Annotated in this window: 10 protein-coding genes; 7 read left to right on the forward strand and 3 right to left on the reverse strand. The window is 38.6% G+C overall.

Annotated features, from left to right (window positions below; genetic code table 11):
- Positions 1-108 precede the first annotated feature (108 nt).
- Genes IV512_RS00935 through IV512_RS00945 form a run of 3 tightly spaced genes read right to left on the reverse strand, consistent with a single transcriptional unit; the run spans position 109 to position 3,470 of the window.
- Positions 109-1,407, reverse strand: a complete 1,299-nt coding sequence (locus IV512_RS00935; RefSeq protein ID WP_209399778.1) for an MFS transporter — start codon at positions 1,405-1,407, stop codon at positions 109-111.
- A 24-nt stretch (positions 1,408-1,431) separates the two neighbouring features.
- The gene (locus IV512_RS00940) at positions 1,432-2,409 is read right to left on the reverse strand and encodes a PDR/VanB family oxidoreductase (RefSeq protein ID WP_209399780.1); all 978 of its coding nucleotides are present in this window, start codon (positions 2,407-2,409) and stop codon (positions 1,432-1,434) included.
- Positions 2,409-3,470: an aromatic ring-hydroxylating dioxygenase subunit alpha gene (locus IV512_RS00945; protein ID WP_209399783.1), complete on the reverse strand. Its 1,062-nt coding sequence runs from the start codon at positions 3,468-3,470 to the stop codon at positions 2,409-2,411. Before IV512_RS00945 ends, IV512_RS00940 begins: the two co-directional genes overlap by 1 nt.
- Positions 3,471-3,688: 218 nt before the next feature.
- Between IV512_RS00945 and IV512_RS00950 the strand changes: the two genes are divergently transcribed.
- From IV512_RS00950 to IV512_RS00980, 7 genes are all read left to right on the forward strand, one after another.
- Complete coding sequence (locus IV512_RS00950) at positions 3,689-4,447, forward strand: cyclase family protein (RefSeq protein ID WP_100868914.1); 759 nt, start codon at positions 3,689-3,691, stop codon at positions 4,445-4,447.
- Between the two features lie 11 nt (positions 4,448-4,458).
- Positions 4,459-5,370 carry an AraC family transcriptional regulator gene (locus tag IV512_RS00955; RefSeq protein WP_100868913.1) on the forward strand — a complete coding sequence of 304 codons (912 nt, stop codon included), beginning with the start codon at positions 4,459-4,461 and terminating at the stop codon, positions 5,368-5,370.
- Positions 5,371-5,965: 595 nt separating this feature from the next.
- Positions 5,966-8,848, forward strand: a complete 2,883-nt coding sequence (locus IV512_RS00960) for a TonB-dependent siderophore receptor (RefSeq protein ID WP_209399785.1) — start codon at positions 5,966-5,968, stop codon at positions 8,846-8,848.
- Between the two features lie 150 nt (positions 8,849-8,998).
- The gene (locus IV512_RS00965) at positions 8,999-10,624 is read left to right on the forward strand and encodes an arylsulfatase (RefSeq protein WP_209399787.1); all 1,626 of its coding nucleotides are present in this window, start codon (positions 8,999-9,001) and stop codon (positions 10,622-10,624) included.
- A 12-nt stretch (positions 10,625-10,636) separates the two neighbouring features.
- Positions 10,637-11,851, forward strand: a complete 1,215-nt coding sequence (locus IV512_RS00970) for an MFS transporter (protein WP_209399790.1) — start codon at positions 10,637-10,639, stop codon at positions 11,849-11,851.
- Between the two features lie 93 nt (positions 11,852-11,944).
- The gene (locus IV512_RS00975) at positions 11,945-12,241 is read left to right on the forward strand and encodes a DUF3861 domain-containing protein (RefSeq protein ID WP_209399792.1); all 297 of its coding nucleotides are present in this window, start codon (positions 11,945-11,947) and stop codon (positions 12,239-12,241) included.
- A gap of 191 nt (positions 12,242-12,432) precedes the next feature.
- Positions 12,433-13,425 carry a VOC family protein gene (locus IV512_RS00980; RefSeq protein WP_209399794.1) on the forward strand — a complete coding sequence of 331 codons (993 nt, stop codon included), beginning with the start codon at positions 12,433-12,435 and terminating at the stop codon, positions 13,423-13,425.
- Positions 13,426-13,468: the final 43 nt, after the last annotated feature.

Raw genomic sequence — 13,468 nt, forward strand, 5'->3', positions numbered from 1 at the left:
GAATTTGACAGTACTCAAGGGTATAGCTGTAAATGCAAGGGTTATATCTGCTGAAACCCCTTCTATAGAATCATCTTCTGAGGGGCAAATGTATCCATTCCAGTACCTTTAGGTAATAGCCTTAGAAGAGATATAAAAGGTTACCAAGCCCGCCAAAAGCGCAGGAACGGCAAAAATCATAAAATTGACGGACATCGAAAGCCCCATACCTACGAGTACACCGCCAAGTGCAGGGCCCAATACACCACCCAATCTACCTGCACCAATGGCCCAACCCACACCTGTAGTTCTAAATTCTGTGGGATACATACGGGCAGCCACGGCATACAGCCCCACAAAACCACCTTGTAGGGTAAAACCTAGTAGTCCAAAAACGAGTAGTATAAAATCTGAACCCACAAATACACTGAATATTGCCATGAATATTGCTGTTATTCCGAAGAAAATTGCGATTGTTTTCTTGAGGCCTATTTTAGATGAAATATATCCTTGAATTAAAACTCCAAAAAATGCACCGATATTAAATACCGTACCTGCATAAATAGCAAGCTCCATAGATAAACCTGCATTAGATGCCAGTTTTGGAATCCAACTAATGAGAAAATACAAACATCCGAAGGCAAAAAATAAGGCTACCCATAACTGAATGGTAGACCGTTTATATTTTTTAGTAAGCAATTGATTTACAGGAATACCCAACGATTTAGCCGGCTTTTCAGGCAAGGTTGAAATTTCAGGTAATTTTAGTTTGGTTAAAATCTTGTTGACCTTACCAAGTGCACGTTTTGGTTGCTTCTTTACATAATATTCAATGGATTCAGAAAGGAATATAAAAATTAACGGAATGGTTATGAACGAAGCCACCCCTGCTAGTTTAAACATCATTTGCCACCCACTTGATGGAACTACAGAAGCTGCAACATACCCTGCCAATACCGCCCCTACAGGATAGCCTGCAATAACAAAACTAACCCAAAAGTCTTTTGATCTGTTAGGGGTATATTCCGCCGTTAAAGATGCGGTACTGGCGAGCATGCTACCAATGCCCAAACCACTAATAAAACGTAGAAAAATTAATTGCGGTACTGTTTCTGTGTAGCCAGTTAGAAATATACTTGAACCCATTAAAAAGGCACTTATCAGAATCATTTTTTTTCGGCCAATCTTATCCGCGTAAGGCGCCAGAAACAATGCCCCCAATGCCATACCTGCAAGACCCGCACTAAATACCATACCTAAGGCTTCTGGACCAATAGCCCAAGATGTAGCGATTGCAGGGGCGCAATAGGAGATGACCAGCACATCCATACCATCTAAAATGTTCATTAAAAAACAAACGAATATGGTTGCGTATTGCAAGTTAGAGATGCCGCGCTCATCTAACTGCAGCGCAATTGGTTTTGACATTTTATTTGGTATTAGATGTTGTAACTACCCCCTATAAGCTGTGTCTATGGTAATATTACCATTGGCAACCCTGCTTACACAGGCACACATTTTTTTATTTTCACCTTTTTCTGCTTCACTAAAAAAGAAATCGCGGTGATCAATATCCCCAGAATATTCGATTATATCTAATTGACAAAGTCCGCACTCGCCTTTTTTACAATCATACATGACATCAATTTTTGCATCAAGCAAAGCTGACAACAAGGTTTGATTTTCATTTACCTGTACTTCTTTATTGAACCTCGGTAATTTGACGGTGTATGCCTGGGGAGCGAACAAACCCGAAGCCCCAAAAGTCTCGAACCGTAAATTCTGATTGTGAAACGGACCGTTTTCCCAGGTCTTACGAACTGCATTCATTAAACCAATGGGGCCACATAGATATACTTGCGTTTCAATATCGCAAAGATGTAGAATCTTTGACGTATCAAAAAAACCATCAATATCACTATAATGTACTGTTAAGCGTTGCCCCAATAACTTTTGTAACACTTCTATATAAGGCATTTCTTGAGCAGACCTGCCCAAATACAACATGCGTACATTCTTGTCAGTTTTTGCCATCAACTCTTCGGCCATCCCTAGAATGGGTGTAATTCCAATGCCTCCTGCAATAAGTAAATAATTTGGAGTATTAAAACTAAGTTCAAAATGATTGGTGGGCTGTGAAATGCGCAACTTGCTACCTTCTTTTAATCCCCACATATATTTGGATCCGCCACGGCTTGCGGGCAAACGCTTTACCGCTATGGTATAAGGTTTATTAGGATCGTACTGCCCCACCAAAGAGTAGCTTCTGATTTCCGGCAAATCATTGATCAAAACAGCAATATCTAAATGCGACCCCACGGTAAAGGCCGCTGTATCACCTGCAGGGATAATTTGAATCTGCATGACATTATCAGCAACTTTTTCCATTTTGCCCACCACAGCATCTTCCCAAGTATTCCTATACCTCATTAGTTGTTCTTTTCTTTTGCTACCATATTATCAGTAATTCTTCTTGCCCACATAGCACCGGCATCTATGTTCAAATTATAAAATTCACGATCCGGGTTTTCGTTGATTGCCTCTTGTTGGGCCTCTAAAATATCCTCATCCTGAGAAAAAATATGGGCGACCCCATTTTTAAGTTCTGTAGTATTACTTTGATCCTTTAAGTTATAATTTCTGCTGAACGCCCAGAAATAAAGACAAGTTTGGTTCGTAGATGGTGTTATGGTATTTAATACATAGCCATTGACCCCTTTAGACCTATCACCTTCTTGAGCACCTGTATTGGCTATGGCTACGCCAACATCTATATTTACGGTACACGGGGCTTCAAATTTTATGATCTGCCAGCGATCTACGGTACCATCATGGTCAAATACTTTGTTCAATTGCCCTTTCCAAAATGGTGGTGGCTGTATATCTTTCATCCAACGCGTAACGGTCGCCGTTTTCTCATCGTAGTGTACATCAAAAGGTGCTTCTGCCACATTACGATCACCAATAGTTTCTGAATGTACAAAGGTTTCGTGGGTAAGGTCCATCAGATTATCTACCACCAACCTGTAATTACAGTGTACTTTGATCATTTGTCCGTCACCTGCCCAGTCTGGATCATCGTTCCAATGCATATCCGGAATTTTTGATTCATCGGCCAATGCCGGGTTGCCCATCCACACCCAAATAAAACGATATTTCTGAATTACAGGATAGGAGCGTACACAGGCAGATGGGTTTATGGTTTCTTGCGAAGGCATATACGAACAACGTCCATCACTGTTATACTCCAAACCGTGATAGCCACAAACAACCGTATCATCCCTTAAACTACCTTTTGATAAGGGCAAAAGCCTATGCCAGCAAGCATCCTCTAAAGCTATTGGCGTTCCATCTTTTTTTCGATATAACACCAATGGCTTGTTACAAATAGTACGTGGTAGTAATTTATGCTTTAATTCTACATCCCAAGCAACCGCATACCAAGCGTTCATGGGGAAAGATTCGTTCATTGTAAAAGTATGTGTAGACATGATGTTATTTTATAGGATTATCAGCTAAACCTTATGATTTAGAATACAATTTGACACATTTTTAATAAATTTCACAATAAAGGATTGATATTGAATATATTTAGCTTGTAAATGATTCAATTTTTAATTTTCTTTTTATCAATTTTACAATAATAGCCTACCTACAATGTCATATAGGGCTAAAATTGAATTAAATTTTGAATTTTTACTAATACACTATGAAGATAATAGACCTTTCCGTAACCATTTCAGAAAAAATTAAAGAGCCCCTGCCTACCAAAATTGTATATGAAGACCATAAAGACGGTGCTCAAAAAATGGGAAGTATTCTCTTTGGCGGTCTAACCGATGTATTTCCTAATGGAAATGGTCCGGCAGGTGAATTTTTGACGGTTACTAGTCATTGTGGCACGCATGTAGATGCTCCTTATCATTACTACCCAACATGTAATGGCGAGCCCTCTAGAACTATAGATGAAATGCCCCTGGATTGGTTTTTTAGAGATGGTGTGGTTTTAGATTTTACAGACAAGCCAGATGGGTATATGTTTGAACCCGAAGATTTAATAGAAAAGTTAGAAGCTATCGATTACACCTTGAAACCATTTGATATCGTATTGATCCGTTGCGATGCCGATAAAAGAATACATGATGATGATTTTACTAAGATACATGTTGGTGCGTCGGCCCAAGCCACCCATTGGTTAATAGACCAAGGTATAAAGGTAATGGGTACCGATGGCTGGGGGTGGGACATTCCTATGCATTTACAGGTAGAAGATTATAAGGCCAACCCAAGGGAGGGCGTTATTTGGCAGGCCCATTATGTGGGTATTGAAAAAGAATACTGCCAGATAGAAAAATTGGCCAATTTAGACCAGCTGCCTCCTTATGGCTTTAAAGTAGCCTGTTTTCCCGCTAAAATTGAAAAAGCAAGTGGCGGGTGGACCCGTGCGGTAGCGATACTTGAAGAATAAAAGTAACCCTTATGAAAATCGGTAAAGAAAAAAGTATACCTATCTTGAGTTCATATGAAATTTCAAACTTTCATATGCATTCTATTGATTGGTTGCCCATCATATCGAATACAAGGCACGATGATTTTCATATTAACAGAATCGATGACATAAGCGATAAAAAAAGTTTTCATGTTTTGCCCCATCGCAAGACATTTCACGATTTTTTCTTTTTGACCAAAGGCACTTCTAAAAGAAGTAAAGGTCTTAATAGTTATCAAATTAAGGCCCCGGCCATTTTTTTTCTACCTGCTTACCAAATTACGGAGCACGAAATGATCAGTGAAGATGCCGAAGGTTTTTACTGTCATTTTCATGAACGTATTTTTGATATGTTTCCGAAAGGCATGCTGACCGAACGTTTTGCTTTTTTTCAATATCAGTCGAACCCGGTATTACAGATAACCTCAGAAACCCAAGAAATAATTACCGGAATACTAAATCGATTATTTACGATTTACAGAGGAGAGAACTACGGAAAAAATTTATTCTCTTTATACCTAATGGCCATTTTCGAAGAGTTAAAGACCGAAATACCAGATGTAGTTACAAAAACTAGAAAATCAAATTTTGAAATTACCAAGCGCTATAAACATGCTTTGGCAAAACATATTTATGATTATCAAAACATAACCGATTATGCCGATTTATTGAACGTTACCCCAAACTACCTTAATAAATGCGTAAAAACGGCGATTGACAAAACTGCCCAAGACCTTTTAAAGGAAATGCTCATTCTAGAAGCTAAAACGCTAATTAAGCATTCTGAACTTAATGTATCGGAAATCGCCGTTAAACTGTGTAACCAAACTCCAAGTAATTTTGCCCGTTTTTTTAAAAAACAAACAGGCCTTTCCCCTAAAGAATATGCACAGACAACGTAAGCTATAGGGCCATTAGGTTGTATTTCGGTCGTATATCTAATAACAAATGTACGATGTTCTACCTATTCAATTCAGCTGCTAAGTAGGGGGTAGGCCCATAATTTAGTTATTTTTTGAGTTTCCGTATTTAGACAACTGTATGTTGAGCTTCCAATACTTCTCTACACTTTTTAATTTTCATAAATAACACATAAAGGGGTTTTACCATTCATCAATTGGCGTAGATATATTCCGGTATGGTTGTCCTATTATATTTTACTTCAAAAAATAATTTTGATGGTCAAGTTGAGTACTGACAAGACCTGTATTTTATATCCTTAAAATCTCAATTGACCGACGGCTTATAAGGCCAACTTTCCAATTGAAGCTTTAATGAATAAGTTGAATTTAAAAAGACCCTAATTTTTTCAAGTTTAAAACGGAATATTTTTCTTGATTTACAAAAATGTATTGATTTTGAATAGTATAGTTCTTTTATTGATTCACATTAATCATTATTATATTAGAAATTTGAAGACAATATTTTTAATATATTGATAAAATTAGAACATCAATATGATTAATGTTATTTTATTTCAACTTAAACTAACTTCAAATGAAAACACATGTTCGATTAATTTTAACTTGTTTCGGATTCTTTATGATTGGTTTTGTTCAAGCTCAAACGGGCGAAATCACTGGTCAAGTTAAAGATGAATCCGGTATTGTATTACCAGGTGCGTCCGTTATAATTGATGGAACACAAAATGGAACAATGACCGATTTTGGTGGAAAATTTAGGCTTAGTGGTCTAGATTCTGGAGATTACCAAGTAATTATTTCTTTTGTCGGTTTTACAAAACAGATAATTTCTGTGTCGGTACCGCAATCGCAACCTTTATCTGTTTCGCTATCAGAAGATGCCACGCAATTGGATGACGTTGTGGTGACCGGTGTATTTGATGCTCGCAGTCGTATGGATGCCTCTGTGGCAATTACAACTATCGGAGCTAAACAATTGGCAAGAGTTGCGCCCACTAGTTCTGCAGATTTGTTAAAGAACATACCGGGTGTTTTTGTAAATCAAGCAAGGGGAGAGATTTGGAACTCCGTTTATTCAAGGGGGCTTTCAGCAAATTCAATTGATAACCTTAACGGATATAGATATGTATCCTTACAAGAGGATGGTTTACCTGTAACCAACGTAGAATTATACCCTGATTTATTTTTGAGAGCTGATGCCATGACCTCTCGTGTTGAAGCCGTTAGAGGGGGTACTGCCTCTATCTTGGGTGCCAATGCTCCTGGGGGAATCTTTAATTACGTATCTAAAACTGGAGGTTATGAGTTTGCCGGTGAAGTACGTGCCAAATATGGTCTTGAAGGCAATGGTGAGAATCCATATTACAGGGCTGACTTTAATGTTGGTGGACCAATGAGCAAGGGTTGGACCTATAATGTTGGAGGTTTCTTCCGCCAATCCGATGGTGCAAGAGACCGTGGTTATCCTATTAACAAGGGCGGTCAAATTAGAGCTAATATTGTAAAAAAATACAATTCAGGTTCGTTTAGGGTAAACCTAAAATATTTGAACGATAAGAACGATAGAATGGCTTTCATTCCTTCTACAAACTGGGAAGATCCACAGATAGCAGATGGTTTTTCTAAATATGATTCTTATGCCTTATATGACTTCTCAATGGAAGTGCCATTTAATGACGAAGGCTCTCGAACCATCAGTTCTACTGATTTGCTGCACAATATAGACCGCTCTGTTGGTTTCAACTGGGTGCAAGATTTAGGAAAAGGATTTTCACTCAAAAATGATTTCAAGTATTCTAGAAAAGATGATGAAAGAAATGCTACTGCAGTTGTTACGCCCATAAGCACTACCGACATTCCATTCTATGCCATACCGGGCTTATTTGCCGGGCCTGCACCTCACCGTACGGGTACGTACAGATTTGCAGACCCAACTACCGGTCAAGAATTCGGTACCGTAACCTTGACCCCCAATGTTGGGCCCGGTGCTGTACCTGGGCCACCGGTACTTTTTACTCCGGGAGCAAATAATAATTTTCCTGGATCAAATATTCAGCCTAATTCATTGCTGTTCATGCCATTGTTCTATACCGATATTGACAGAAATGAAATTGCAAATCAGTTAGTCTTTACCAAAAAAACAGAAAAAAGCAGTTTTAACCTAGGTAGCTTTTATAGCCGCTCAACTTTGGATATCACGAACTATAACAAAGGTATGGGCCTTAGTGGAGGTCTAATTCAAGATAGACCAGTACCCGCTCAGATAACATTAGATGCCAATGATGGCAACACCTACGAAGTTACAAGCCCTGAAGGTTTCATGAATGTAGGGTGGACAGGTTCTGACAATGGCGAAACTACACAAGGTATATTTGCTCTTTTCTTTGGGCACAATTGGAAAATTACACCAAAACTAACTTTCGATTACGGACTTCGATATGAAAGTATAACTTCAGAAGGGTTTAATTCTATAGCAATTGGAAATCCTCGACAGAATGACCCTTCTTTTGGAGGTCGTGATGGTAATCCGCTTACCCTTTGGGACAATGGTGGTGGAACAGCAGGTACTCCGATTAATTACGATTATGATTTAAATAGTTTCTCATACACTGCTGGTCTTAATTATAAATTTAGCGATCAACAGGCTATTTATGCAAGGTTTGCCCGTGGTAACAAAGCACCTTCAACTTCATTTTATTTAGATTTAAATAATGATGATTTAGTGAATACCTTGAATCAAAGTGAATCGCTTCTAGAAGAAATAACCCAATTTGAAATAGGGTATAAAGTAAATACCGAAAAGTTGAAATTGGTGGCAACACCATTTTATAGTAACCTGAAAAATGTACCTAATATTCAAACTTTTTCAACTGAGAATCGTACAAACTACTCTCCGGCATATCAGTTTAACGAATACACAACATTAGGTTTTGAATTGGAAGGAACCTATAATATTACCGATAAGTGGTTGGTTAGGGCAAATGCAGTAATCCAAAACGCTAAGGCAGACAAATACACCGCTTGGGCCGAAGGTGAAGATGGTGCAGGTGACGATACAATTGTAGATTACTCGGGTAATGAGGCGGATAACAGTGCTAACCTCATATTTAATATCAACCCCATTTACAACGGTGAAAAATTCTATGCGTCATTAAACTATAGTTATATGGGAGACAGACAGGCGAATGTGCCAAATGCTTTTGTTCTACCGGCCTACGGCAACGTAGATTTAGCTTTTGGTTATGATTTTTCTAAAAAATTCGGACTGCAACTAAATATTAATAATGTGTTGGACAAATACGGGATTTTAGGATGGCAAGGGCCAGGTGGTTTTCCACAGGCTCTAAACAGAGATGGTTTTGGTCCTGATTATATTGCCAACAATCCCAATGCAACTTTCTCAACACAGGGTAGCATGCCAAGAGCTTATTTCTTAACTGCCACTTATAGATTCTAATGTTTGCTTTCGTTTTTTGAATAAGTGTTTTTTTAAGCTAAGGGTATTGAATCTCAAGTTCCATATCCTTAGTTTCTTTCAAAAGACAAACCTCAATTTGATATTTTGCGAATTGAAAATGAGCATTTTATAATTTTAAAATATTGTTTTATGAGAATACTGATTTTAGGAGTTTTTACCCTTTTCTGTCTTAGCTGTAAAGACGCCGCTACAAATAAAGAAGTGGCTACCCAGCCAGAAAAAAAACCGAACATAGTTTTGATTTTGGCAGATGATATGGGCTTTTCTGATTTGGGAAATTATGGATCAGAAATAAATACGCCCAGCCTTGATCGTCTTGCGTCTGAAGGAACACGGTTAACGCGTTTTTACACCAATACCATCTGCGCTCCTTCACGTACTAGTTTACTTACTGGACAATATCCGCACAAAGCAGGTATGGGTTTCTTTAATGAAGATTTTGGGGTAAAAGGTTATGAAGGTTATATCAATAAAGAATCATTGACCCTGGGTGAGGTATTTAAGGCAGGTGGATATTCCACCTATATGGCCGGTAAATGGCATGTTGGCAATGAAAAACCCCATTGGCCACTACAGCGTGGTTTTGATAATTTCTTTGGGTTTTTGGATGGTGGCGCCAGTTATTTTGATACTAAACCATTACTAAAGGGCCCGCCTTCAACCGCATTCTTATATGAAGGTAATGAGGTTTATAACATAGAGAAGGAAGATTTTTACTTAACCGATGAACTCACTACAAGAGCTATCGATTTTGTAAAGAACAATCCAGTAGAAAAGCCATTTCTACTTTATATGGCCTATAATTCTCCGCATTGGCCTTTACACGCAAAACCAGAAGATATTGCCAAGTATAAAGGAAAATATGACGCTGGCTGGGATGAACTACGTAAACTCCGTTTTGAGAACATCAAAAAACTAGGACTTGCTGATGAAGACTGGAATCTTTTTAAAGATAAATTATTACCACCTTGGGATAGTTTAACTGAAGAAGAAAAAAGCGAATGGACTTTGAAAATGGAAGTTTATGCCGCTATGGTAGACAATTTGGACCAAAATATTGGAAAACTATTGAATCATTTAGGCACTATGGGGCAATTGGATAATACGGTAGTTATTTTTCTATCTGATAATGGCGCGGAAAATATGGATGTTGGCAAAATGCCTTTTACGGTTAAACGAAATGAAGGCTCTGTGGGTACTGCGGGTTCAATGGAATCGTATTCCAAAAAATGGGCACAGGTATCTAACAGTCCACTAAGAAGTTATAAATCATCTCCTTATGAAGGGGGCCTAGCAACACCGTTTATCATACGCTATCCAAATCAAAAAGAAACGGGAAAGGTAATGAAAGGGGGTAGCCACGTGGTAGATATAATGCCCACTTTATTAGATATCGCCAGTATTGAATACCCTGAAACCTATAATGGCACTAAAGCGAACGCCCTTGCCGGTGAAAGTTTTCTGCCCTTATTACAAGGTGAAGATTGGAACAGGGAACAACCCATTTGTTTTGAATGGTTTGGTGACCGTGCCGTTTGGTTGGGCGATTTAAAGGGTGTTCATCAGTACCAAAAAGAGTGGGAACTGTATGACCTTTCTACCGATAGAACAGAATCTAATGATATCGCAGCTTCTAAGCCAGAAATCATTGCTAAAATGGATTCGATTTATAACGTTTGGGCAAATGCCAATGGGGTTGTTGCTTGGTCAGAGGAGATGGGCAAAAAAACACAGTTTAGAAAATCTCCACACTAAATAATTAAAGCTATGAAAAAATTCTTCTCCTACGAGAATGGAATAGTAGGCCTAATGGCCTTGACGTTTGGCGTTCTATTTTTTGACCGGTTAGCACTTAATTATTTGGTGCCCTATGTCGCAAAAGATCTCAATTTAAACAACACCCAAATAGGCTTGTTAGCTGCGGGCTTGTCATTGGCTTGGGCCTTTTCCAGTTATTTTACAACAGCTTGGTCAGAGTCTAGAAACAAGAACAAAATTACGTTCATTGTTGCCATTTTCATCTTTTCGTTATGTTCATTTGGTTCCGGTATGGCGATTGGTTTTGGCACCTTATTGGTAGCCCGCTTGGTCATGGGTTTGGCAGAAGGCCCGGTTATTCCATTGGCGCAAGTTTTTGTTGAGCGAGAATCCACACCAGGTAGATTAGGTCTAAACGTAGGTATTCTACAAGCAGTTGGTGGCGCACTGTTTGGATCTATTCTAGCTCCGGTGATTTTGATTCAGATCGCTGAAAATATTGGCTGGCGTACAGCATTTTACATAGCGGGTGTTCCTGGCTTGCTTCTAGGGTTGATAGCTGTATTTTATTTAAAAAAATCAACCGTAGAAAGTAGGGGAAGCGTACATAATGGTGGATTTAATGTCAAAGAATTGTGGAAACACAATAATATCAAGTGGGGAACTATGCTCGCGTGTTGCGTGTTTGGTTGGTGGTTTGCTACCATACCGTTCATCACTAAATTCTTTACTGATGTCCAGGGGATGGATGCCGGTACCATGCAAAAAACTATGGGTTTGCTAGGGGTTGCGATGCTGATTTCATCTTTGTTTTTTCCTGGTATTTCCGATAAGATAGGTAGAAAAAAAGCTTTATTGATCGCTGTAAGTTTAGGAATATTTTATCCGTTTGCAGTTTATTTTTTAAACGGCTCAGGTATTCATTTGCCAGCTATGTTTATTACCTATGCTATGGTGGGGACTATTCCTTTGGTTGCGGCCATCATTCCTTCCGAAGCAGTTCCCAATCGTCTTAAAGCAAAGGCTATTGGTTTTGTAACTGCCGTAGCTGAAATTGTAGGCGGAGTTATTATTCCTGCAGTGGCAGGAGGTCTTTCAGATGCCATTGATGAATCCGCATTTTTATGGGTAGCTGCCGTATTAGCAGTATTATCCTTGTTTTTCCTTTCTAAGTTAGAGGAAACCAAGGGAAAAGTTTTTAGTGATAGCAGTGTAAGCGAGTAGATAAATTGTTGAAACTCGGGCAACCAAGGCGTTAAAGTTATAAGAGAAACTATTAGTAAACGCCGAAATTTAATTAATTCTGAAATAAAGAGAATGGCTAAAAAGGCAAATACGTATAAATTAAAATTAGAGCCTTTAGAACTGCTAAAACCTGATAATAAGGTCTATACGCCTATTGAATTTGAGTTTGGCAATCACGACAACATATTCGCTATTATCGAACGCATGAAACAACGAGACCGTTTTAAAACAGAACAAGATTCGGTTGAATTTGCAATCGGCTTAAAACTTTTTAGCGAAGTAATGTTAAGGAACAAAGACAATTCTTTGTTTGAAGATTTTAGGCCAGCCTTTGGCGCTATGATGAAAAAATTGAAGAGCAAAGAATAAAAGAATGTATTTCATCATTAGTGACTCAAGAGTGTGATTAAATGAATAGTAAATACTGCTCTTGATTAGTACGGGTTTCAATAAGAGTTGATATTGAATAGTAATGCACTCCATATGATTCATTAAAAAGGAGGAATACAATTAAATTTGTAATTATAGATTCGCAATAAAGTGTATAAATATTTATAGAAATGGCAAAAAATCCACATTATTTTTCGCAAATGGCCCATGTTGAGGTCCTAACCAAAGACCTTGAGAAATCGGTGCATTTCTTTGGAGATATCGTTGGAATGGATATAACAGGAAGGGAAGAAGGTTCGGTTTATTTAAGGGCCTGGGGCGATTATTTTCATCATACCTTAAAACTGACCCAAAGCGACAGTTCTGGTTTGGGTCATATTGGATGGCGTGCAGATAGTCCAGAAGCTTTGGAAGAAGCAGTTGAATATTTAGAAAGCATCGGTGCTGGTAGAGGATGGTATGATGGTGACCAAGGTCACGGTAAAGCGTTTAAATTTCAATCTCCGGAAGGGCATATGCATGAAGTTTTTTGGGATGTGCAATGGCTTCGCGAAGAAGGGGAACGGGGTAGCGTGTATGCAGATCGCTATGCAAGCAATCGCTTAAATGGTGCAAACCCACGAAGGTTTGATCATGTAACCTATATGGTTTCAAAAGGGGCCTACCCTGCCGAAAAAGCATTTTGGAAAGCTTTAGGGTTTAAAAATCCGGATGAGATTCGTATTTCAGACGATATACCACCGATAGGCGGCTTGCACACCCTAGCAAACCTGTCTCATGACATTGCCATTTTTACAGACCCGAATATAGAGCCCAATCAAGCAGTGTTAAATCACATTTGTTGGAATGTCGATAGCCGTGAGGAAGTGCTTTTGGCCTTAGATTACTTTATAGAAAAAGGGTATAAAAGTGTTATGGGTGCGCCTACGAGGCATAAAGCAGATGAAGGTTTCTTTATCTACATCGTAGATCCAGGGAGTGGAATCTTATTTGAATATTATGCTTGTGCACGCTTGGTATTTGCACCGGACCATTTAGATGTTCATTATTTAAAGGACAATCCTAATGATGCATGGGGTTCTGTAAATCCCTTTGCGGAGATGGGCAAAGGCAAGAAATTAGGACTTTCAGAAGACGGAACCGTTAAACCGGCTGACATTTAGAGTAGCTATAAGTATATCGAATTGCAGTAAAAGAAAATTGAAT

The sequence above is a fragment of the Pseudozobellia sp. WGM2 genome (assembly GCF_017810075.1).
Taxonomy (GTDB): Bacteria; Bacteroidota; Bacteroidia; order Flavobacteriales; family Flavobacteriaceae; genus JADNYK01.